Source organism: Nonomuraea sp. NPDC003560 (genome assembly GCF_042878785.1).
In the GTDB taxonomy this organism is placed as follows: domain Bacteria; phylum Actinomycetota; class Actinomycetes; order Streptosporangiales; family Streptosporangiaceae; genus Nonomuraea.
Map to the genome: position 1 here is coordinate 213,616 of NZ_JBIAOF010000010.1, position 20,165 is coordinate 233,780.

20 protein-coding genes are annotated in these 20,165 nt (G+C 73.6%); 13 read left to right on the forward strand and 7 right to left on the reverse strand.

Annotated elements, in window-relative coordinates:
* Nucleotides 1–13: 13 nt before the first annotated feature.
* Genes ACFYUV_RS34550 through ACFYUV_RS34560 form a run of 3 tightly spaced genes read left to right on the forward strand, consistent with a single transcriptional unit; the run spans nucleotide 14 to nucleotide 1,073 of the window.
* Nucleotides 14–415 (forward strand): rhodanese-like domain-containing protein, encoded by a 402-nt coding sequence (locus tag ACFYUV_RS34550; RefSeq protein ID WP_387676096.1) that lies wholly within the window; start codon nucleotides 14–16, stop codon nucleotides 413–415.
* A complete protein-coding gene (locus ACFYUV_RS34555) occupies nucleotides 412–807 on the forward strand; it encodes a hypothetical protein (RefSeq protein ID WP_387676099.1) in 396 nt (131 codons plus the stop codon). The genes ACFYUV_RS34550 and ACFYUV_RS34555 overlap by 4 nt, the downstream gene beginning before the upstream one ends.
* The gene (locus ACFYUV_RS34560) at nucleotides 807–1,073 is read left to right on the forward strand and encodes a DUF3303 domain-containing protein (protein ID WP_387676102.1); all 267 of its coding nucleotides are present in this window, start codon (nucleotides 807–809) and stop codon (nucleotides 1,071–1,073) included. The genes ACFYUV_RS34555 and ACFYUV_RS34560 overlap by 1 nt, the downstream gene beginning before the upstream one ends.
* Before the next feature lie 15 nt (nucleotides 1,074–1,088).
* Here the strand turns inward: ACFYUV_RS34560 and ACFYUV_RS34565 are convergent, their stop codons facing one another.
* Nucleotides 1,089–2,339 (reverse strand): cryptochrome/photolyase family protein, encoded by a 1,251-nt coding sequence (locus ACFYUV_RS34565; protein ID WP_387676105.1) that lies wholly within the window; start codon nucleotides 2,337–2,339, stop codon nucleotides 1,089–1,091.
* A gap of 170 nt (nucleotides 2,340–2,509) precedes the next feature.
* Here ACFYUV_RS34565 and ACFYUV_RS34570 point away from each other — a divergent pair, with 170 nt between their 5' ends.
* Entirely contained in the window at nucleotides 2,510–3,985 is a 1,476-nt protein-coding gene (locus ACFYUV_RS34570) for an SDR family oxidoreductase (RefSeq protein ID WP_387676107.1), read from the forward strand.
* On the opposite strand, the gene ACFYUV_RS34575 is transcribed toward ACFYUV_RS34570, so the two are convergent.
* The 4 genes from ACFYUV_RS34575 to ACFYUV_RS34590 all read right to left on the reverse strand — a co-directional run bounded on the left by ACFYUV_RS34575 (nucleotide 3,975) and on the right by ACFYUV_RS34590 (nucleotide 7,820).
* Nucleotides 3,975–5,144, reverse strand: a complete 1,170-nt coding sequence (locus ACFYUV_RS34575; protein WP_387676110.1) for a cytochrome P450 — start codon at nucleotides 5,142–5,144, stop codon at nucleotides 3,975–3,977. The two genes, ACFYUV_RS34570 and ACFYUV_RS34575, sit on opposite strands and share 11 nt — an antisense overlap.
* Nucleotides 5,134–5,874: a helix-turn-helix domain-containing protein gene (locus tag ACFYUV_RS34580; protein WP_387676113.1), complete on the reverse strand. Its 741-nt coding sequence runs from the start codon at nucleotides 5,872–5,874 to the stop codon at nucleotides 5,134–5,136. Before ACFYUV_RS34580 ends, ACFYUV_RS34575 begins: the two co-directional genes overlap by 11 nt.
* Nucleotides 5,875–6,001: 127 nt before the next feature.
* The gene (locus ACFYUV_RS34585; RefSeq protein WP_364338469.1) at nucleotides 6,002–6,523 is read right to left on the reverse strand and encodes a carbonic anhydrase; all 522 of its coding nucleotides are present in this window, start codon (nucleotides 6,521–6,523) and stop codon (nucleotides 6,002–6,004) included.
* A gap of 52 nt (nucleotides 6,524–6,575) precedes the next feature.
* Nucleotides 6,576–7,820: an MFS transporter gene (locus ACFYUV_RS34590; protein WP_387676117.1), complete on the reverse strand. Its 1,245-nt coding sequence runs from the start codon at nucleotides 7,818–7,820 to the stop codon at nucleotides 6,576–6,578.
* Nucleotides 7,821–7,920: 100 nt separating this feature from the next.
* Here ACFYUV_RS34590 and ACFYUV_RS34595 point away from each other — a divergent pair, with 100 nt between their 5' ends.
* Both ACFYUV_RS34595 and ACFYUV_RS34600 read left to right on the forward strand, forming a co-directional pair.
* Nucleotides 7,921–9,006 carry a DUF5937 family protein gene (locus tag ACFYUV_RS34595; protein ID WP_387676120.1) on the forward strand — a complete coding sequence of 362 codons (1,086 nt, stop codon included), beginning with the start codon at nucleotides 7,921–7,923 and terminating at the stop codon, nucleotides 9,004–9,006.
* A gap of 69 nt (nucleotides 9,007–9,075) precedes the next feature.
* Nucleotides 9,076–10,131 (forward strand): LLM class flavin-dependent oxidoreductase, encoded by a 1,056-nt coding sequence (locus tag ACFYUV_RS34600; RefSeq protein WP_387676123.1) that lies wholly within the window; start codon nucleotides 9,076–9,078, stop codon nucleotides 10,129–10,131.
* 114 nt (nucleotides 10,132–10,245) lie between these two features.
* On the opposite strand, the gene ACFYUV_RS34605 is transcribed toward ACFYUV_RS34600, so the two are convergent.
* Nucleotides 10,246–11,463 carry an amidohydrolase family protein gene (locus ACFYUV_RS34605; RefSeq protein WP_387676126.1) on the reverse strand — a complete coding sequence of 406 codons (1,218 nt, stop codon included), beginning with the start codon at nucleotides 11,461–11,463 and terminating at the stop codon, nucleotides 10,246–10,248.
* On the reverse strand, nucleotides 11,460–12,902 hold the full coding sequence (locus ACFYUV_RS34610) for an amidase family protein (protein ID WP_387676129.1): 1,443 nt from the start codon (nucleotides 12,900–12,902) through the stop codon (nucleotides 11,460–11,462). Before ACFYUV_RS34610 ends, ACFYUV_RS34605 begins: the two co-directional genes overlap by 4 nt.
* 223 nt (nucleotides 12,903–13,125) lie before the next feature.
* On the opposite strand from ACFYUV_RS34610, the gene ACFYUV_RS34615 reads away from it, so the two are divergent.
* The 7 genes from ACFYUV_RS34615 (at nucleotide 13,126) to ACFYUV_RS34645 (ending at nucleotide 20,159) form a co-directional block, all read left to right on the forward strand.
* Complete coding sequence (locus ACFYUV_RS34615; protein ID WP_387676132.1) at nucleotides 13,126–13,422, forward strand: hypothetical protein; 297 nt, start codon at nucleotides 13,126–13,128, stop codon at nucleotides 13,420–13,422.
* Complete coding sequence (locus tag ACFYUV_RS34620; protein WP_387676133.1) at nucleotides 13,419–14,285, forward strand: pyridoxal phosphate-dependent aminotransferase; 867 nt, start codon at nucleotides 13,419–13,421, stop codon at nucleotides 14,283–14,285. The genes ACFYUV_RS34615 and ACFYUV_RS34620 overlap by 4 nt, the downstream gene beginning before the upstream one ends.
* Nucleotides 14,279–15,106, forward strand: coding sequence for a tryptophan 2,3-dioxygenase (locus ACFYUV_RS34625; protein WP_387676136.1), 828 nt, complete (start codon nucleotides 14,279–14,281; stop codon nucleotides 15,104–15,106). The genes ACFYUV_RS34620 and ACFYUV_RS34625 overlap by 7 nt, the downstream gene beginning before the upstream one ends.
* A 34-nt stretch (nucleotides 15,107–15,140) precedes the next feature.
* The gene (locus tag ACFYUV_RS34630; protein ID WP_387676139.1) at nucleotides 15,141–15,536 is read left to right on the forward strand and encodes a carboxymuconolactone decarboxylase family protein; all 396 of its coding nucleotides are present in this window, start codon (nucleotides 15,141–15,143) and stop codon (nucleotides 15,534–15,536) included.
* 271 nt (nucleotides 15,537–15,807) lie between these two features.
* The gene (locus ACFYUV_RS34635; protein ID WP_387676142.1) at nucleotides 15,808–17,262 is read left to right on the forward strand and encodes a tryptophan 2,3-dioxygenase; all 1,455 of its coding nucleotides are present in this window, start codon (nucleotides 15,808–15,810) and stop codon (nucleotides 17,260–17,262) included.
* Between the two features lie 60 nt (nucleotides 17,263–17,322).
* Nucleotides 17,323–18,726, forward strand: coding sequence for an aspartate aminotransferase family protein (locus ACFYUV_RS34640; protein ID WP_387676145.1), 1,404 nt, complete (start codon nucleotides 17,323–17,325; stop codon nucleotides 18,724–18,726).
* Nucleotides 18,723–20,159, forward strand: a complete 1,437-nt coding sequence (locus ACFYUV_RS34645) for an amidase family protein (RefSeq protein ID WP_387676148.1) — start codon at nucleotides 18,723–18,725, stop codon at nucleotides 20,157–20,159. Before ACFYUV_RS34640 ends, ACFYUV_RS34645 begins: the two co-directional genes overlap by 4 nt.
* The last annotated feature ends 6 nt before the right edge of the window (nucleotides 20,160–20,165 follow it).

Consider the following 20,165-nt stretch of genomic DNA (forward strand, 5'->3'; position numbering starts at 1 on the left):
AAAGGACCCGCGCATGGCAAGCTCCGTCACCGAAATGATCGCGCACGCTCGCGCACGGATACGCAACCTGTCGGTCGCAGAGGTGGCCGAGGCCCTGGAATCGGGCACGGTGACCCTGATCGACCTGCGCGAACCGGGCGAGGTGGCCCGCGACGGCAGGGTTCCCGGCGCGGTCCTCGCGCCGCGCGGCATGCTGGAGTTCTGGGCCGATCCGGCCAGTCCCCACCATCGGCCCGAGTTCGATCCCGCCGCCACGACCATCCTGTACTGCGCGTCGGGCGGTCGTTCCGCGCTCGCCGCCCTGGCGCTGCGGGAACTCGGCTACGCCGACGTCGCCCACCTCGACGGAGGGCTCAACGCCTGGAAGGAGCACGGCCGTCCCGTGACCCTCCAGGCGGCGGAGGAACGCCGGTGAACGGGGACGCGCTCGGAGCGGCGTTCGCGCGGGCGCTGGCCGCCAAGGACCGCGACACGCTGCACGCCCTGCTCGGCGACCCGGTCGACTTCAAGGCGCTCACCCCCGGAGCCCACTGGGACGCCGACGACCCCGGCGAGGTCGTGGACCGGATCATCCTCGGCCAGTGGTTCGAACCCGGCGACGACATCGAACGTCTCCTGCACGTCGCCACCGGCCGCGTGGGCGACCGGAACCATCTCGCCTACCGCCTCCAGGTGCGTACCGGCGCCACCCGTTACCTGGTCGAACAGCAGGTCTACTACGGCGTCGCCGGCGAGCGCATCGCCTGGCTGCGTATCCTGTGCTCCGGCTTCCGGCCCGCCCCGGACGGGGAGCCGTCGGAGGACTGATGCTGTTCATGGTGATCGAACGCTTCCGCGGCCAGGACGCCAAGGCCGTCTACCGGCGGTTCCGGGAGAAGGGCCGGATGACCGGCGAAGGTCTGGTGTTCGTCTCCAGCTGGGTGACGGCCGACCTGAGCCGCTGCTTCCAGCTCATGGAATGTGACGACATCGCACTCCTGCAACGCTGGGTCGCCGAGTGGTCGGACCTCGTCGAGTTCGAGATCGTGCCGGTGGTGCCCGGAGCCGCGACCGCCGCCGCCCTTGACGGCTGATCCGGACGTCGCCGGTCAGAGCATCGGACGTGGGTACCCGGCCGGGGGAGTGCCCAGCAGCCACGGCTGGTGCACGTGGGCGGCGGGCACGCCGGCGAGCTCGGGCACGTGGCGGCGCACGTAGTCGCCCGCCGGGTCGTACCGCTGGGCCTGGCGCAGCGGGTTGAAGGCGCGGTTGGGACGCGTGTCGTTGCCGGTGCCGGCGATCCACTGCCAGTTGCCCGAGTTGTTGGCCACGTCGCCGTCGAGGAGGTGCTCGAAGAAGTGCCGGGCGCCGGCCCGCCAGTCGATCCCGAGGACCTTGACCAGGTAGGAGGCGACGATGAGGCGGGCCCGGTTGTGCATCCAGCCCTCGGCCAGGAGCTGGCGCATGCCGGCGTCCACGATGGGCAGCCCGGTCATGCCCTCCCGCCAGGCCTGCAGCGCGTCCTCGTCGTCGCGCCAGCGGTGGCCGCGGGGGCGGTAGTCATCCCGGTTGATCCGCGGGAAGGCGTGGGCGACCTGGTGGTGGAAGTCGCGCCAGCACAGCTGGCGGACGAACGGCTCGCTGCCCGCGGCCAGGCGGGCCAGTTCCAGCGGCGACAGGCAGCCGAACCTCAGGTACGGGCTCAGCCGGGAGGTGCGGTCGCCGGCCAGGTCGTCGTGGCCGTCGGCGTACCCCGGCAGGGCGCGGCGGATCCACCGGCGGGCGCGGTCGCGTGCGGCGGTCTCGCCGCCGGGCACGGGTTCCGGCCGGGCCGGGCCCGGCAGCCGCCCGGCGTCGAGGTCGCGGGGCGTCGGCACATGGTCGGGGGCCGCGAGCAGGGGACGGTGCCGGTGCCGGCTCCAGGCACGCCAGTACGGCGTGAAGACCCGGTAGTGATCCCCGCCCCCGGACGGGGTGAGCGTGCCGGGCGGCACCACCGTGACCCCCGGGAAGAGCTCGTACGCGATGCGTTCACGAGCCAGCCGGTCCTGCCTGCGCCTGGCCAGCAGGCTGACGTCGGCACTGGCGAAGACCGCCTCGGCTCCGGTTTCCTGGACGAGCCTCATGGTCTCGGTCACGACGTCGCCGTGCCGTACGAGCAGGTCGCCGCCGCGCGCCCGCAAGGACGCCCGCAGGTCGGCCAGGCACTCCAGCAGGAAGCCGCGGCGGCGGCCGGCGGGAACGGTCTCGTCCAGCACGAACAGGGGGAGCACGGCGCGGGCGCGCTCGCAGGCGGCCGTCAGGGCCGGGTGGTCGTGCACCCGCAGGTCCCTGTTGAGCAGGACGATCACCGTGTCCATCGACGGTCCCTTCACGGCCCCCCGCGGCCTGCCGCGACCGTGCACCTCAGCCATGCCTCACAGATGCCCCGCCGGCCGCGCCCGCACGCGCGCGGCGGCAGTGCTGGTGGACGTGACGATGACCGGCCCGCTCCGGCATGAGGCCCGGGGAACGGGGAAGGTGCGTGGGCATGGCATTGTGCCTGGTGACCGGGGCGACGGGGTACATCGGCGGGCGGCTGGCGCCTGAGCTGCTGGCCGCCGGTCATGACGTGCGGTGCATGGTGCGCTCGGCCGGGCGCCTGCGCGATCTGCCGTGGGCCGACCGCGTCGAGGCCGTCGAGGCCGACGCCACCGACGCCGAGCGCACGCGCCGGGCGCTGGACGGCGTGGACGTCGCGTACTACCTGATCCACGCGATGGGGACGAGCGGCCGGTTCGCCGAGCGGGACCGGCTGGCGGCGCGCACGTTCGCGGCCGCGGCGGCCGAGGCGGGCGTGCGCCGGATCGTCTATCTGGGCGGGTTGACGGCGGACGAGCGACTCTCGCCGCACCTGTCGTCGCGGGCCGAGGTGGGGGAGATCTTCCTGCGCGGCGCGGTCCCGGCGGTGGTGCTGCGGGCCGCGGTGATCATCGGATCGGGGTCGGCCTCGTTCGAGATGCTGCGTTACCTGACCGAGCGGTTGCCGGTGATGACGACGCCGCGCTGGGTGCGCAGCCGGACGCAGCCGATCGCGGTGCGGGACGTGCTGCGCTACCTGGTGGCGTGGGCGGATGCGCCGGGAACGGTCAACCGTGGGTTCGACATCGGCGGCCCTGATGTCCTCACATATGCCGACATGATGCACGGCTATGCCGAGGTGGCCGGGCTGCCGCCGAGGTTGATCATCCCGGTGCCGCTGCTCACCCCCCGGCTGTCGAGCCTGTGGGTGGGGCTGGTCACGCCCGTCCCCGCGAGCATCGCGCGCCCGCTGGTGGAGTCGCTGCGCAACGAGGCCGTGTGCGGCGAGCACGACATCGCCCGCCACGTACCCGACCCCGAGGGCGGGCTGGTCGGCTTCCGGCGGGCGGTGTCGCTGGCGCTGATGAAGATCAAGGAGGCCGACGTCGCCACGCGCTGGTCCTCGGCGTCCACGCCGGGCGCGCCGAGCGATCCGCTGCCCACCGATCCCGACTGGGCGGGCGGCAGCCTCTTCGTGGACGACCGCAGCCTGGCCGTGCAGGCCAGTCCGGAGGCGTTGTGGCAGGTGATCGAGGGCATCGGCGGCCGTAACGGCTGGTACTCGTTGCCGGTGGCGTGGCAGTTGCGGGGCCTGGCCGACCGGCTGGTGGGCGGGGTGGGGCTGCGGCGCGGCCGGCGCGATCCGGCCCGGCTGCGGGTGGGCGACTCGATCGACTTCTGGCGGGTGGAGGAGGTGCTGCCCGGACGGCTGCTGCGGCTGCGCGCCGAGATGCGGCTGCCCGGACTGGCCTGGCTGGAGCTCGGCGTCACCCGCTCCGGCGGCCGGACGATCTACACGCAACGTGCCATATTTCATCCGCACGGCCTGCTCGGCCATCTGTACTGGTGGGCGATCTCGCCCTTCCACGGCCTGATCTTCGGCCGGATGCCGGTCAACGTGGCCGCCGCGGCCCGCCGCAGGGATCGATCCGCGGCTACGAGCTGACCAGCGCCAGATCGAGCACGTCGATGCCGACCGGGGTGCGCTCGGTCGCGATCCGGCTCAGCGACCACGGACCGGGGAAGCGGTGCAGCAGTGCGTGCACCGCGATCGCGACCTCGTGCCGGGCCAGGTGCGCGCCGAGGCAGAAGTGCACACCGTGGCCGAAGGAGAGGTGCTCGTCGGACGTCCGGTCGAGCCGGAACTCCTGCGGCTCGGCGAACACCCGGGGATCCCGGTTGGCCGAGAGCACCATGGCGACCACCCGCCGACCGGCCTCGACGGGGTGCCCGGCGATGGCGGCCGGGCCGGTGGTGAAGCGGTCGGTGCCGCCGATCGGGGGCAGGAACCGCAGCACCTCCTCGACGGCGGCGGGCACCAGCCAAGGGGCGGCGCGCAGCCGGGCCGGCGCCTCCGGGTGGGCCGCCAGGCACAACACGGTGTTGACCAGCAGGGTCCTGGTCGTCTCGTGGCCGTTGACGAGCAGCAGCGTGCAGAAGTCGAGCAGTTCCTCGTCGGAGAGCCGGCTGCCGTCCGGTTCGGCGGCCAGCAGGGCGCCGATCACGTCGCCCCGGGGGCGGGCGCGGTGCTCGGCGAACACCTGGCCGAAGTACGCGGCCAGTTCGGCGTGCGCGGCGCGGAACGCGGCCCGGCGCGCCGGGTCCTCACTGAACGCGCCGGCGAAGGAGGTGATGGCCTCGGTCCAGCGCACGAAGTCCGGTTGCCGGTCCGGTTCCACGCCGAGCAGCGCGGCGATGGTGCGCACGGGCAACGGGTGACCGAGCCGGCCGATCACGTCCAGCTCGCCGTCCACGCCGGCCAGTTGCGTCCGTACGGTGTCGGTGATCGAGGGCAGCAACGACTGGATCGCGCGGGGCGTGAAGGCCCGGCTGACCAGCCGGCGCAGCAGGTGGTGCCGGGGCGGGTCGATCGCCGACAGACTGCCGAGCAGCGGGTTGTCCCGGTGCGGCGGGGGTTGCGCGCTGTGGCGCAGTTCGTCGGACGAGAACGTCCGGTGGTCGGTGAGCACCTGCTTCACCTCGGGGTAGCCGTGCACCAGCCAGCTCTGCGACGGTTCGGCGAAACGCACCCCGTCCCCGGCCAGACCGTCCTGTGCGGTCCGCCGGTACCAGTCGAGGATCTCCTTGACGACGTCATCGGTCATGCGTCGAGTGTGTTGGCCCCCGGCCGGCCGAGGCTTGGAGAAAACGGCCACCGGGCAGGAGCGTGGTCGGCGGTGCGCCCACCGCGTGCCGGAACTCGGCCAGGAGGTGCGACTGGTCGTAGCAGCCGCTGCGCACGGCGATGGCCGCCCAGTCGGGGCGCTCGCCCCTGGCCAGCGCGGCGCGCGCGGCGGCGAGCGCGTGGTGCAGCCGCACCACCCGCGCGTAGGACTTGGGCCGCAGCCCGACCGCCACCCCGAACCGCCGCCGCAGTTGCCGCTCGGACAGCCCGGCCCGGGCGGCATGCTGCTCCACGGGCGCACCTGGCGCCGCGTGCATCGCCGTCAGCACGACGCGCACCCGCTCGTCGACCCGGCATCGGCCGGCGCGCGCCCGTACCAGGGCCAGCGCCCCGGCCAGCCGTTCGCCCACCGCTCCCACCGGCCGTCCGACGTCGATGGGTGCCCCGGCCAGTGGCACCTCGTCGGCCGCCACCCCGAACAGCCCGGTCACCGTTCCCGGGCGCAGCCGCACGCCGACCAGGGGCCCGCCCCCGGGCAGCCGTCCCTGCCGGACGCGCGTCTCCGGACCGGCCAGCCGGCACTCTCCGTCGGGCATGACGAGCAGGTCGACGGCGGGGTAGGGCAACCCTCGCGGCACGGTGTCGCCGGCCAGCACCCAGCTCCCGGACACGAGGTGGGCCAGGTCGGCGGGCACGGGCAACGCGGTCACCCGTGCAGTCAACCCGGCGACCGCCCCGCCCGCCACCGATTAACCGGGCCGCGGATTAACCGGGCCGCGGACGTCCGACGGGCGCACAGCCGCGGGACCCGGCGAGGCACGCCGGATCCGCACCCGATCAGTCGGACGAGCCCTGCGGGCCGGCGTCCAGCTTGACCTCGTTCAGCCGGCCCGTGGCGACGTCGTAGACGAACCCGCGGACGGAGTCCTTGTGCGGGATGAACGGGTCGGCCTGGATGCGCCTGGCCGACTGGCGCACGTCCGCCTCCAGGTCCTGGAACGCCTCGGCGGACCAGTCGGGCTTGACGCCGACCTCCTGGTAGATGTCGTGCTTGAAGCCGTCGTCGGTGAAGGTGAGCATGCCGCAGTCGGTGTGGTGGATGAGGATGATCTCGCGGGTGCCCAGAAGGCGCTGGCTGATGGCCAGGCTGCGACGTTCGCCGGCGGTGACGACGCCGCCGGCGTTGCGGATCACGTGCGCGTCGCCCTCGCGCAGGCCGAGCAGGCCGTAGACGTTGAGCCGGGCGTCCATGCAGGCAAGCACGGCCACACCCCGGGCGGGCGGCAGCGGCAGGTCGCCGGAGTCGAAGGCGGCGGCGTAGCGTTCGGAGTTGGCGATCAGCTGGTCGGTGACGCTCATGGGGGACGTCCTCCTGTCACGTGCCGCGGCCCGCGGTCATAGTCCACATTCCCTACTGACTGTACAGGTTATTGCCCCGCTGTGTAGCCCCCCTGCGCCGACGGCGAACACGGCGGTCGGCGACGGCGGAGGCGGACAGGAGGGTCGCGGTGGAGAGGGTGCCCCAGAGGGCGGCCGGTCCGTGGGCGGCGAGGGCGGTGATGACCGCCGGGGAGACGGCGAGGCCGAAGCCCGTGGAGAGCTGGAAGCGGGCGAGGGCGCGTCCCAGAAGAGGGGCCGGCGCGAGGGCGGTGACGAGCGCCGTCGCGCTGCCGGCGTAGACGATCTCGCCGATGGTGCAGACCACGGACACCATGGCGACGGCCGGGACACCCCAGCCGGGCCCCAGGGAGGTGGCCGCGAGGAAGCCGAGGTAGGACGCGGCGAGCAGCACGCCGGCGAACGCCAGCACGGTCCGCCGCGAGAAGCGGGACAGCAGGACGGTCACCGGCACCTGCAAGGTGACCACCAGCACCGTGTTGGCCACGAAGACGGCCGCCGGCCACACCGGGGACGCGTGCATCTGCGTCACCAGGACCAGGGGCACCGCGATCTCGGGGACGTTGAGGCAGAAGACGTAGACCACGTTGGCGGCCAGCAGCGCGCGCATCCGGGGCGCGGGCCCGCCGGTCACGTCCGTGGCCGGAGCGGCGGCCGGCCGCGCACGCAGGCGCACCGACCACGCCAAGCCCGCCGCGGCAAGATAGGCGAGCCCGGTGACGGCCGCCAGCGCCTGCAACGCGGCGGCGCCGCCCGCCAGGCACGCGGTGGCGAGCAGGGCGCCCACGCCCAGAGCCGCGTTGCGCAGGGCGCGGCCCGCCGCGAGGGCGGCGTCGCGGTCGCGGCCGTGGGCGACCGTGGCCACGAGAGCCGCGTGGGCGGCCGGCCATGCCTGGTTGCCGATGCCGAGGAAGAGCGCCGCCGTCGCGAACAGCCAGACGTGCCCCGCCGGGGCGGCCAGCAGCAGCGCCACTCCCAGCACCCGCACCAGCATCGACGCGGCCACGACCGTGCTGCGTGCGCCCCGGTCCAGCCACCGGCCGACCGCGGGCATGCACACCAGGCCCACGACGACGCCGGCTGTCATGGCGATGCCGGTGACCGGCGCGGACAGCCTCAGCACCGTCACCCCGTAGAGCAGCAGGAAGGGCCGCAGCAGGCCGGTGCCGAGCGCGTCCACGGCCAGGGCGACGGCGTAGCGGGGGCCTCCGGAGGCGCGGACGAGGGCGCGCGGCCGGATCGTGGTGGTGGATGCCATGGCGTCAACCATGCGTCCGGCCGCGGGGGACGGCTCCGCCAGTTGACGGACACCGTCAACCGACGCGGTCGTCGGCCGTCCGACCAGGGATGATGGGGGGATGACGCTGAGGATCGACATCGGCGGCCTGCCGTCCGGGCGGCTGCGGTTCGCCGCCTCCCCGCTGGCCGAGCTGACCGCGATGCTGCACGTGCTGGCCGAACCCGGGCACCACCCGCAGCTCGCCGGCTGGGCCGGGGACGTCTGGGCCGGGCTGCGGCCGGAGCTGGCCGAGCGGCTCAGGGAGGCGGAGTTCCTCTGGCGTTCCTCGCGGGCCGACTTCCTGGTCCCCGCGCGTCCCCGGCCGACCCTCGCCGAGGAGCTGGACGATGTCGACCGGATCGACGACGAGACCTACGTGACCGCCGCGCTCATCACCACGTGCGGCAGCAACCGGGTGCATTTCGCCGCGCCGTCGCCGCTCACCGACGTGACGGCGCGCGAGCGGGCGCTGGACCTGGCCCAGGCCCGCGGCGCGCTCCAGGAGGCGTTCGCGGAACGGCTGCTCGCGGACCCGGCCGCCGTGCGGGAGCGGGTGCGCGACACCCTCGAACAGTGCGCCGAGGCGTTCTTCGACGCCGCCTGGACGGGCGTCGCCGCACAACTGGCCACCGACCTGCGCCTGAAGAACGACCTGCTGAAGCGCCAGGGCCTGGGGGCGGCGCTCGCGTCCGTCTCCGGCGCCGTCACCCTGGCGCCGGACGGCACCCGCATCGTCGTGGACAAGCTGCAGGACAACGCCACCACCGCCCACGGCACGGGGGTCACCTTCCTCCCCAGCGTCTTCGGCCGCCCGCACCTGGTGGTGGTGCACGCGCCCGGATGGCAGCCGGTGGTGCAGTACCCCGTGGCCGAGGCGGGCCCGTCGGAGCCGGTGTCGCTGGAGACGGTCACGCTGCGGCTGGAGGCGCTGGCGCATCCGGTGCGGCTGCGGCTGCTGCGCACCCTGGCCCGCGGTCCGCACACCACCGGCGAGCTGGCCGACGCCTGGGAACTCTCACCTCCGGAGGTCTCCCGCCATCTCGCCGTCCTGCGCCGCGCGGGCCTGCTCACAGCCCGGCGGCACGGCCGTTACGTCCGATACACCGTCAACGTCCCCGACCTGACGGCGCTGGGCGCGGATCTGCTGGCGGCCGTACTGCGCTGAGCGGCTTCGGCTGTCAGGCTGAGGACGTTCGAGCCGATCCTTTCTCGGAGACTCTCTCGTGGAGGTCAGATGCGCGCAGGCGTCGTGGTCGCCGCCCAGCCCGGTGTGGAGGATCTCGCCGTGCGGGCCGAGGAGCTGGGCCTGCACAGTTTCTGGGTGAACGACAGCCCGATGCTCCACGGGGACCCCTTCGTCGCCCTGGGGCTGTGCGCGAAGGCCACCAGCCGCATCAGGCTGGGCGTCGGCGTGACCTCACCGGCGCTGCGCTCGGCCCCGGCCGCCGCGAGCGGGCTGGCCAGCCTCAACGCCCTGGCGCCGGGCCGGATCATCTGCGGGGTCGGCACCGGGAACACCGCCCGGCGCACGCTGGGCATGCGGCCGGCGTCGGTGGCGGCGATGGAGGACTTCACCGCCGCGCTGCAGGACCTGTGTGCCGGGCGGAGCGTCGAGTACCGCGAGGGCGACCGGGCCCGCGACGTCCGGTTCCTGCACGCCGGGGCGCACGTGGACACGGACGACCCGATCGAGTTCGTCGTGGCCGCGCTCACCGGGCCGAAGGCCGCCGCCGTCGCCGGCCGCCGCGGCACCGGCCTGATCTCCTTCGGCCTGCTCGACCCCACCGCCTGGCGCGCCCTGCACGACGCCCGCCGCCACGCCGCCCACGGCGCACCCCGCGACCCCGCCTCCTACGTGGTCACCGCACTGCACGTACTGGACGAGGACGAGGATCCCCGCGGCGACGCGGCCAGGGACGCGACCGGCCACCTCGTCCTGTCACTGCTGACCTTCGCCGCCGACACGGCCGCCGACACGGACGCCTTCGCCGGGCGTCTGGACCCCGGGGAACGCGAGGCCGTGCGGCGACTTCTCGAGCGGCGCGGCACCACCGCCACCGCGCCCGACCGGCACACCAAGCTCTACCCCGGCTACCTCGGACGCATCGCGCCGGAGGATCGCGACCTGATCCTGCCCTCGCTGATGAACACCCTGGCCCTGGTCGGCACCCGCGACGACCTCCGCGCCCGCATCGCCACCCTCGAACGGGCCGGCGTCGACGAACTGCTCATCCAGCCGGTGATCGACCCACCCGCCGAGATGGCCCGCCTGGCCGAACTCCTCACCTGACCGGACCCGCCGCGCACGGGACCGAGCACGGCGAGCAGCCCGACACCACCGTTCGCGCCGGGCCGCCGGGCGGCAACAGCAGGCCGCCCTTCCGCCTGCCGGCCGGCGGGATCTTCAGCTGCGCACCCGCCCTCCCTGGACGACGTGGGCGACCTCACCGATCGTCTCGATGTCGGCGAACGGATCTCCCGCGACGACGACGAGATCCCCGCGCGCGCCGGGCCGCAGGACACCCAGATCGGGCCGGCCGAGCAGCCGCGCGGCCTGCGAGGTGGCGGCCCGGAGCGCGGCCAGGGGCGTCATCCCCTCCGACACCAGCACCACGAACTCTCGCCAGCTGTCCTCGAACGGAACGGTCCCCGCGTCCGTGCCGAAGGCGACGGGGACCTGACCCGACAGCAGGCGGCGTGCGTTGCGCAGGATGTCGTCGGCCACCGGCGCCACCTTGTCCCGCGCGCCCGCCGGCTGGCCCACCCAGAACCGCGGGTCGTCGAGATGGTCGATGTAGACGTGGCAGGCCCATCGAGTGGGCACCAGAGTCGTCCGGTGTTCCGCCATGATGCGCAGGGTCTCGTCGGTGGCGAAGGTGCCGTGTTCCACGCTGCGGACGCCCGCGCGCACGGCCCGGCGGACGCCCTCGTCGAAGTGCGCGTGCGCGGCGCTGGGCAGGTTCAGGTCACGAGCCGCCGCCACCAGGGCGGTCATCTCCTCCTGGGTGTAGGCGACGGTGTCCGCCGCGTCCGCGGGGCTGACGAAGCCGCCGGTCGCGGCGAACTTGATCCAGTGGGCGCCCAGCTGGCGCTCGATCCTGACCTGGCGGACGACCTCGTCCACCCCGTCCGCGACCGCCGCCGCGCCGCCTCCGTAGGGCGGCTGCAGGGTGGAACGGGGATCGCCGTGGCCGCCGCGGGCGGAGATGATGTGGGGGGCCACGAGCATGCGCGGCCCCTCGATCAGCCCGGCCTCCACGGCGCGGGCCAGCTCCACCGTCACCGGGTCCGCGGCGGGGCAGCCCAGGTCACGGACGGTGGTGAAGCCGTGCGTCAACAGGGTCCGTAACGCGGGCAGCGCGTCGAGGGCCTGACGGGAGGCGGGTCTGCCGCCCGTGCCGTCACCGGAGGCCACGTGCACATGACAGTCGATGAGGCCGGGCAGCGCCGTCCCGGAGGCTTCCAGGACGCGGGTCCCGCGCGGACGCTCCACGCGCGTGCCGGTCTCGACGATCCGGTCGCCGCGCATGAGCACCTCGAAGGGGCGCAGACAGTCGTCGCGCAGGCCGTCCCAGCCCTGCGCGGCGGTGACGAGGAGGTGCGGCTCGCCCGGGCTGGTCATCGGCCCAGGACCTTCGGCAGGAGGCCGGGACGGTGGGCGGTGGCCGGCTCCAGGGCGGGCGGCGGCCAGATCTCCTCGTAGGCGCAGCCCATCTGGAGCAGATGGGCGTCGGCGCCGGCAGGCGCGCACAGTTCGAGCCCGACGGGAAGCCCGTCCGCGGTCAGGCCGGCGGGCAGGCTCAGCGCGGGCAGGCCGAGGACGCCGGCCCAGTCGGTGTTCCGGATGAAGGTGGGGAAGGTGGGATGTTCCCGGCCGTCGATCACCACGGACTCCTCGCAGGCGAACGGCTGGGCAGGCAGTGGAGTGGTGGGATAGACGAGGGCGGCCAGCCGTTGGGCCCGCTGATGGTCCGACAGCGCGCCGGCCAGACGGGAGAGGTTCTCGCACGCCGCCCGGTAGTCGGCGGCCGACGCGCGCGCCGGGCCGAGGGCGTCGTTCAGCGCCGCCCGCACGCCGGGCGAGGCGACCTGGGCGAGCACCTCGTCGAGGGTGGGCGCGGGCGACGTCTGGGCCAGGTAGTAGGGGATCTCCCAGGCCGCCTCGTACAGGGCCACCGTCATGGCGTCGCGGGCGAGCGACGCGCCGGCGCCCGCCGGAAGGCCGGCCTCGACCAGCACGGCGCCGGCCGAGCTCAGCTCCTCCAGGCGGCGTTCGGCCACCGCGGCCAGCGACGGGTCCAGCCCCTCCCAGAACGGCCGGCGGGGCACGCCCAGCCGCAGCCCCGCCCAGCGCACCGGTTCGGGGGCGGGGCCGGGCGCGGCCACGACGGAGTCGAGCAGCACGATGTCGCGCATGGTGCGGGTCAGGAAGCCGGCGGTGTCCCTGGTGCGGGAGAGCAGAAGCAGGCCGCGCTGCGGATACCGGCCCGCGGACGGGCGGTAGCCGAACACGGCGCACAGGGCCGCCGGGATCCGCACGGAACCTCCGGTGTCGGTGCCGAGACCGGCCGGAGCCAGGAAGGCGGCCACGGCGGTGGCGCTGCCGCTGCTGCTGCCTCCGGCGAACCGATCGGCGGCCCACGGGTTGCGGACGGGGCCGAAACCGGGATTGTTGCCGGTGATGCCGACGGCCAGCTCGTGCATGTTGGTCTTGCCGAGCGCCAGTGCGCCGGCGGCGCGCAGCCGCCGCCAGATCTCGGCGTCCCGCCCGGGATTATGGGCGCGCAGCGCCGGCGTGCCGGCGGTGGTGGGATGACCGGCGACGTCGACGTTGTCCTTGACCGCGATGAGGACGCCGTGCAGGGGGCCGCGCCGGTCCGCCGTGTCGGCCTGCGCGGCGGCGTCGAGGACGACGCGCTCGTCGCACGAGACGAACGCGCCGAGCGACTCCTCCGCGCATCGCCGGAGCAGACATTGCGCGTATTCGGAAACGGATATGCGCCTGTCCCGAATTGCGTTGACGGCCGCACTTGAACTCCAGGCGGCCACGTCGTCACACATGAGCGTTCACCTTTCAGGGGCGCCGCACGAGCCGGCCACAATCCAACGTAACACCTACCGGCGGGACGGAATGGGCCCGTCATAGGGCTGGAACGAGAGTTCACCGGACACTCAGGAGACTTTTGCGGCCGGTGTGATGAAAGCCGCGAAAAGTCTGTTGTTAAAACGCGAATATGCCGGGTAATCGTGCCGACCACCGGAATCATCGGACGGCGGAGTAGACATGGGAACCGTTCTCGACGAGGTGACCGAGGATTCCTGGCTGCGCGGCCATTTCAAGGACGCCGAATGGGTGGCGGAATACCTGGACGCCGTCGCCCGCACCCACGCCCTGCCCGCCGGCTTCACCGCGGGCACCGGCTTCGAGGTCGCCGTCACGTGCTCGGGGACCAGGAACGCCATGTTCGACTACGGACGGCTGATCCTGGCCGACGCGCCGCGCACCGCGTCCCCCACCGTCATCGCCCCCGCGCCCGGCTGGGACTACCGGGGGTGTTCGCCGGGCTGGGTTTCCGGATGAACTACCTGCCGCTGGCGGCCTCGCAGGGCTTCCAGCCCGTGCCGGAGGCGCTGCGCGAGGCGCTGGCACGGGCGGGCGATCCGCGCGGGGTCATCGTCGTCATCAACGCCCAGCACAATCCCACCGGCGTCAACTGGGACGAAGACCTCGTCGCCGACATGGTGCGCCTGACCGTCGAGGCGCGGGCGAACCTGCTCATCGACGACGCCTACTACGGGGTCACCGATCCGGGCACCGCGCCCACCAGCGCCCTGCGGCTGCTCGCCGAACGGCTCGCCCGCCCAGGCGCCGGGGACCGGCCCGTCCGCTGGCTGGCCGTGCGCTCCCTGGGCAAACAGTTCAACTGCAACGGGTGGGGCATCGGGGTCAGCATCGCGCCGCCGCCGATCCTGGACAGGCTCGTCAACGACTTCCAGCTCCAGCGCTCCTTCACCGCCGCGGTGCCGTTGCAGAACGCCATGGCGAGGTGGCTGGACGGCGGCGAGTCCGAGCCGTACCTGCGGGCGTTCCGGCAAGGATGCGCCGACAAACGGGCATGGGCGGCCCGCTTCCTCCGGCAGGAGCTCGGCTGTCCCGCCGAGGCGCTCTGCCCGGGAAACTGCACCAGCTACTTCCTGTTCCGGGTGCCGCCGCCGTACGCGGCGGACGCGTGCGACGGCGTCACCCGGTTCCGCCGCGACTGCCTGCGCCGTGCCGGGGTGCTGCTGGGCGCCGGCACCATGACCCCGCAGGCGGCGCCCGAGGAGGGACAGGCCATGGCCGTCCCCTACGTGCGGATGTTCCTCGGCCCGCCGCTGAGCAGCGTCGAGACGGCGCTGCACCGGCTGGCGGAGGCCGGGATGAACTGGGAGCGGTCATGCTGAGACGTCGTCGGCGCGCGACCGCCCCCGCCGGCCTGACCTACGAGAACTACCTCTGCCTGGACCGGCTGCTCGGCGCCCAGCGCCCGGTCTCGGAGCCGCCGCACCACGACGAGCTGCTGTTCATCGTGCAGCACCAGACGACCGAGCTGTGGGTGAAGCTGATCCTGCACGAGCTCGACGACGCGATCCGCGAACTCCGGCACGACCGGCTCCGATCGGCGTTCTGCTCCCTCGACCGGATCTTCGTGATCCAGCGGCAGCTCATCGAGCAATGGTCGGTCATCGCCACTCTCAAACCCGACCGTTTCGCCGAGTTCCGCCCGGTGCTCGGGGGCGCCACCGGCTTCCAGTCCGTCCAGCTCCGGATGCTGGAGTACCGGCTCGGCGACAAGCGCCCCGAACTGGTCGAGGAGTACGACGGGTCCGTCCGGCAGGACGCCCTGCGCGCGGCGATCGCGCAGCCGACGGTGTACGACGAGTTCATCCGGTTCCTGCACCGGGCAGGGCATCCGGTCCCCGCCCGCTACCTCGACCGCACCCACAGCTGTCACGAGGAGCCCGACCAGGTGATCGTCGCCGTGCTCCGCCGCGTCTACGAGGACCAGCGGGCCCACGCCGCCGAGTACGAGATGGCCGAACGCCTGGTGGAGCTGGAGGAGCGGCATCAGATGTGGCGGTTCCGCCACATGCGCACCGTGCGGCGCGTCATCGGGGACAAGCGGGGGACCGGCGGCTCCCGCGGCGTGCCGTACCTGGCCTCCCTGGTCGACCGGCCGCTCTTCCCCGAGATCTACGCCGCCCGCACCGTTCTCGACCCCTGACCGGCACCACACTCACGCGCCCAGGAGCCCCGCCATGAGCGACCGACCTCAGGACCCGCGCCACCAGCGCGGCCTGGAGCTGATGAACGAGATCGACCCCGCAGACGGCGGACGCATGCTCGACGAGTTCGCCGCCATCGCGCCCGATCTCGGACGGTTCCTGGTCGAGTTCGCCTTCGCCGACATCTACAGCAGATCCGTGCTGTCGCTGCGCGAACGGCAGTTCGTCCGGCTCGCCGCCCTGGCCGCGATGGGCATCGGCGACGCGCCGATGCGGGCGAACATCAACTCCGCGCTGAACGTCGGCGTCCCGGTCTCCGACATCGCCGAGACGTTCATCCAGTGCCTGCCCTACGCGGGCTTCCCCCGGGTCATCACCGCGATGGAACAGCTCAAGGCCATCGTGGAGGAGCGCCCGGACCAGGACTGACCCGACCGGCACACCGGCGCACGGAACGGCACCACACCAGGACGGCCGCCGCGGGCGCAGCGACCTGCGCCTTGCCGCTCCATGTGCCGGCGCGACGACGCGGGTCCCCGTTCCGCCATCCTGACCTGCGCCTTACCCGGTCCTGACGTCCGGCCTACGTCGAGTCAGACCGGCGTTCGCGGCATGGGGCGACGGGTAGGAGGCGGCGCCTGCCGGGAGGAACCTTCCGGCGCGGCGTCCCGTACGTCGACTCCATGACCAAGGAGTTCCCATGAAGCTGGAGCGAGCCTCCGCGGCGGAGGCCGCCGCGATCCTGCCGTGGTTCGAGGACTATCTCACCCGTCCGCATCCGGAACTGGGCCGGGACAACGCGGTGTGTCCCTTCGTGCGCTCGGCCCTGGACGCGGGGACCGTCACGATCGAGGTGGCCGCGCTGGAAGAGGAGGAGGGCCTGGACGAGCTGTGCGCCGCGATGCGCGCCCAGGCCGGACGGTTCGCCCGGCGGCGGCCGCCCGACGGTAAGGAGGGCCTGGCCACGCTGGTCACCTTGGTGCGGGGCCTGCCCGAGCACCGCACGCCGCTGCTGGACGAAGCGCATCGGCGGGTCAAAGGGGACGTGGTGGCGGACGGGCTCATGATCGGCCAGTTCCATCCGGGCTGCCCGGAACCGGCCGCCCGCAACCCCGGGTTCGCGGTGTCGCGCGCGCCGCGCCCGCTGTTCGCGATCCGCCACATGGCCCTGCACGACATCCTGTTCCTGCACGCCGATCCGGCGACCTTCGCCGCGTACCAGGAGCGTTTCGCCGACCGATACAGCGGCGACGCCGCGCACGTCGACCCACGTTTCGCCGAGCTCTACCGGGCCGCGGCCCAAGGGCCTGGGACGACAGTGACCAGGACGCCGTACATCGATTACCAGAGCATCGACGTGCTGCTGTCGTTGCAGCACCCGCACACCCGCCAACCGGCCGAGATGTCGTTCTATCTGGTGGGCCAGGTCAAGGAACTGCTGTTCAAGCTGGTGTACGAGGAGGCCTGCGCCGCCCGGCTGGCCTTGGTCGAGGACCGAGTGGACGACGCGACCTGGGCCCTGCGGCGCGTGGGCCGGACCATCGACCTGCTGGCCGACGCCTGGTCGGTGCTGGAGACGATCTCACCGCCGGAGTTCGGCGCCTTCCGCGGCGAACTGGACGGCGCCTCCGGGATCGACTCCTACATGTACCGCATGGTGGAGTTCGTGCTCGGCCACAAGTCCGAGCAGATGGCGCGCCGGCACGCCGGGGTGCCGGGCGTGGCGGAGCAGGTCTACCGAGCTCTTCGCCAGACCAGCCTCTACGACGAGGCGACCGCCCTGCTGGCCAGGCGCGGGACGGAGACCGGTGTGCCCGGCCGTCCCGGCGAGCCCGGCGGCGAGGCGTTGCGCGCGGCATGGGCCGCCCTCTACCGCGACCGCGGGCCGGACGACGACCTGTTCCGGCTGGCCGAGGCGCTGACGGACGTGGCCGCCGCCTTCGGCAGATGGCGCTCGTGGCACCTGCTGACCGTCGAGCGCACCATCGGCGGCGTGCCCGGCACCGGCGGCACGGCAGGTGTGGGCTGGCTGCGCCGCAGCGTCGAGCACCGTTTCTTCCCCGAGCTGTGGCAGGCCAGGTCCGACCTCGGGCCGGACCACGCCCGGCCGGCACTGAACCCCGAGCACTGCCCCGCCGCCCGCCACAAGGGCTGACCCGCGCCCTCGCGCATCGCATCCCGCCCTGCCGAGCCGCCATCGAACGGAGAAAAGACCATGTCCGACGCCGACCATGTGGCCCAGGCCATCCTCGACGACTACGCCGCCCGCAGCCCCTCCTCACGGGCCGCCTTCCAAGCTGCGGCGGAGGTGCTGCCCGGCGGCGACACACGTTCGATGATCACCTACACGCCGTACCCGCTGTACTTCGACGGGGGCGAAGGCGCCCACGTCAAGGACGTGGACGGCAACCGGTATCTCGACGTGCTGTCCAACTACGGCGCGCTGGTCCACGGGCACAACCATCCCGCCCTGGTGGCCGCCGTGCGCGAGCAGGTCGGCCGGGGCACCGCGCCCGGCGGCCCCAGTCTGCTGCAGATTCAGCACGCCGAGCGGCTGTGCGCCCGGGTCCCCGCGCTGGAACGCCTGCGTTACTGCAACTCCGGCACGGAGGCGACGATGTGGGCCATCCGCACGGCACGCGCCTTCACCGGCCGCGACCTCATCGTCAAGATCGACGGCGGCTACCACGGCACCCACGACTGGGGCCATGTCAGCGCCTTCATCACCTCCGGTCCGCGCTTCCCGCAGCGGCTTCCCGGCCTGCCCGACGCCCGCCTGGCCCAAGGCGTGCCGCGCGCGGTGCTGGAGTGCGTGGTGACCGTGCCGTTCAACGACCTCGACGCCGTCCGCAGGGTGCTGCGCACCTGCCGCGGCGAGGTGGCGGGCGTGCTGGTCGAGCCGATGCTCGGCGTGGGCGGCGGAGTGCCCGCCGAGCCCGGATACCTGGAGGGCCTGCGGACGGCCACCGAACAGGAGGGCGTGCTGCTCATCCTGGACGAGTGCGCCACCTTCCGCATCGGCCCCTGGCAGGTCCGCCACGACCTGCGGCCCGACCTCACCACCTTCAGCAAGATCATCGGCGGCGGGCTGCCCATCGGCGTGTTCGGCGGCCGGGCCGACGTCATGGCGATCTTCGACCCGTCCGGGCGGGACCCCGTCTACCATGCGAGCGCGTTCGGGGCCAACAATCTCTCGCTGGCCGCCGGCATCGCCGCGCTCGACCATTTCGGCCCCGACGACGTCGACCGGCTCAACGCCATGGGCGAACGGCTGCGTGCCCTGCTGGACGATGCCGCCCGTGAGCGCGGCATCGCGGGCCACGCCGTGGGAGCGGGCTCGCTCGGCTACTTCCACTTCGGCGCCGACCGGCCCCGTGATGCCGCCGCGACGGCCGCCCTGCGGCACGGACGGGAGGACCTGCGTGCCCTGCTCCACCTGCACCTGCTCAACCAGGGATTCCTCACCGCCCGGCACGGCCTGTTGTGCCTGGGCCTGCCGATGGACGACGCGGACGTGACCGCCTTCGCCGCCGCCTTCGCCCACGCCCTCGACACGTTGCGCCCCTACCTGGCCGAGCGCCATCCGGATCTCCTGGCGCCTGCTCCGGCGATGCCATGAGTCGTCCTGCCCGCTCGCTCGCGCTGACCGCGCGACTGCTGCGCGAGGGCCGTCTGAGCTGTGCGGAACACGCACGCGAGATCCTGGATCGGTGTGCCGAGCACGCCTCGTGCAACGCCTTCGTCACCCTGGACGCCGACCGCCTGCTGACAGCGGCGCGGGCCGCCGATCGCGCGGACCCCGCCGCCCGCCGCCCCCTGCACGGCATCCCGCTCGCCGTCAAGGACAACATCGACGTCGCCCTCCTGCCCACCACCGCCGGAACTCCGGCCCTGAGCCGCCATCGGCCCGGCCGTTCGGCGGAGGTGTGGCGGCGTCTGGCCGGCGCCGGCGCTCTGGCCCTGGGCAAGACCGGCATGCACGAGCTCGCCTACGGCGTCACCGGCCAGAACGCCGCCTTCGGCACCGTGGGCAACCCGGTCGTCCCCGGCCACATCTGCGGCGGCAGCAGCTCGGGAACGGCCGCGGCCGTCGCCGCCGGGCTCGCCCCGGCGGGACTCGGCACGGACACCGGCGGCTCGGTCCGCATCCCGGCGGCGCTCTGCGGCCTGGTCGGCATGCGTCCGACCACCGGTCGCTATCCGGCCGCCGGAGTGCTGCGCATCTCCCGGACCCGGGACACCGTCGGCGTCGTCGCCACGGACCTGGCGGACGTCGCCTTCCTCGACGGCCTCCTGGCCGCGGACCCGGCGGAGCGGTACGCGTACCCGCGGGCGCCGCTGCCCCCTGACGGGCGGATCCGGCTCCTGCTGCCACGGCCGGCCTGGACGGGGCTGGACCCCCGGGTAGCCGCCGTGGCCGCCGGCTGCCTGCGGGAGCTGCGGTCCGCCGGAGCCGACCTCGTGCAGGTCGACCTGCCCGATTCGGCCGACCTGCTGGGCGAGGCCGCGCTGCCGGTGCCGCTGCACGAGACCTGGCACGAGCTGGCCTTCTACCTGGCCCGCTGCGAGACCTGCCGCGACCCCGGCGAACTGATCCGCCGGATCGCCAGCCCGGACGTGGCCGACGTGCTCGCTCCCCTGCTGCACGGCCCAGTGGTCCCCGCCGAGCGCTACCGGCACGCCCTGCGCGTTCAGGACGACCTCGCCGGCGCAGCCGCCGGCCTGCTGCGCGAGCACCGGGCCGACGCCTTCCTGTCGCCCACGACCATCCTGCCCGCCGCGCCCGCGGACGTCGGTGCCGAGGTCAGCGTCCTCGACCGGCCCGAGCCGGTCTTCCTCTCCTACATCCGCAACACCGCCTTCGCCGCGGTCATGGGCTGGCCGTCGATCAGCCTGCCCGCCGGTACGACCCCCGAAGGGCTGCCCGTCGGGCTGCTCCTCGACACCCCGCCCCATACCGACAGATTTCTGCTCGCACTGGCCGCGCGATGCGCCCGGACCTGGCGTTCCTCCGCCGAACCGGCCGGCGGCCCCGCCCACCACGACCCTTGAGGAGGA

What these genes read in the sequence shown, in the direction of transcription:
- ACFYUV_RS34600 (WP_387676123.1), top strand. Translation starts at nt 9,076, where the DNA reads ATGCGCGCAGGCGTCGTGGTCGCCGCCCAGCCCGGTGTGGAGGATCTC.
- ACFYUV_RS34575 (WP_387676110.1), bottom strand. Translation starts at nt 5,144, where the DNA reads ATGACCGATGACGTCGTCAAGGAGATCCTCGACTGGTACCGGCGGACC.
- ACFYUV_RS34550 (WP_387676096.1), top strand. Translation starts at nt 14, where the DNA reads ATGGCAAGCTCCGTCACCGAAATGATCGCGCACGCTCGCGCACGGATA.
- ACFYUV_RS34595 (WP_387676120.1), top strand. Translation starts at nt 7,921, where the DNA reads ATGACGCTGAGGATCGACATCGGCGGCCTGCCGTCCGGGCGGCTGCGG.
- ACFYUV_RS34590 (WP_387676117.1), bottom strand. Translation starts at nt 7,820, where the DNA reads ATGGCATCCACCACCACGATCCGGCCGCGCGCCCTCGTCCGCGCCTCC.
- ACFYUV_RS34625 (WP_387676136.1), top strand. Translation starts at nt 14,279, where the DNA reads ATGCTGAGACGTCGTCGGCGCGCGACCGCCCCCGCCGGCCTGACCTAC.
- ACFYUV_RS34645 (WP_387676148.1), top strand. Translation starts at nt 18,723, where the DNA reads ATGAGTCGTCCTGCCCGCTCGCTCGCGCTGACCGCGCGACTGCTGCGC.
- ACFYUV_RS34620 (WP_387676133.1), top strand. Translation starts at nt 13,419, where the DNA reads ATGAACTACCTGCCGCTGGCGGCCTCGCAGGGCTTCCAGCCCGTGCCG.
- ACFYUV_RS34615 (WP_387676132.1), top strand. Translation starts at nt 13,126, where the DNA reads ATGGGAACCGTTCTCGACGAGGTGACCGAGGATTCCTGGCTGCGCGGC.
- ACFYUV_RS34565 (WP_387676105.1), bottom strand. Translation starts at nt 2,339, where the DNA reads ATGGACACGGTGATCGTCCTGCTCAACAGGGACCTGCGGGTGCACGAC.
- ACFYUV_RS34585 (WP_364338469.1), bottom strand. Translation starts at nt 6,523, where the DNA reads ATGAGCGTCACCGACCAGCTGATCGCCAACTCCGAACGCTACGCCGCC.
- ACFYUV_RS34640 (WP_387676145.1), top strand. Translation starts at nt 17,323, where the DNA reads ATGTCCGACGCCGACCATGTGGCCCAGGCCATCCTCGACGACTACGCC.
- ACFYUV_RS34605 (WP_387676126.1), bottom strand. Translation starts at nt 11,463, where the DNA reads ATGACCAGCCCGGGCGAGCCGCACCTCCTCGTCACCGCCGCGCAGGGC.
- ACFYUV_RS34570 (WP_387676107.1), top strand. Translation starts at nt 2,510, where the DNA reads ATGGCATTGTGCCTGGTGACCGGGGCGACGGGGTACATCGGCGGGCGG.
- ACFYUV_RS34630 (WP_387676139.1), top strand. Translation starts at nt 15,141, where the DNA reads ATGAGCGACCGACCTCAGGACCCGCGCCACCAGCGCGGCCTGGAGCTG.
- ACFYUV_RS34635 (WP_387676142.1), top strand. Translation starts at nt 15,808, where the DNA reads ATGAAGCTGGAGCGAGCCTCCGCGGCGGAGGCCGCCGCGATCCTGCCG.
- ACFYUV_RS34560 (WP_387676102.1), top strand. Translation starts at nt 807, where the DNA reads ATGCTGTTCATGGTGATCGAACGCTTCCGCGGCCAGGACGCCAAGGCC.
- ACFYUV_RS34610 (WP_387676129.1), bottom strand. Translation starts at nt 12,902, where the DNA reads ATGTGTGACGACGTGGCCGCCTGGAGTTCAAGTGCGGCCGTCAACGCA.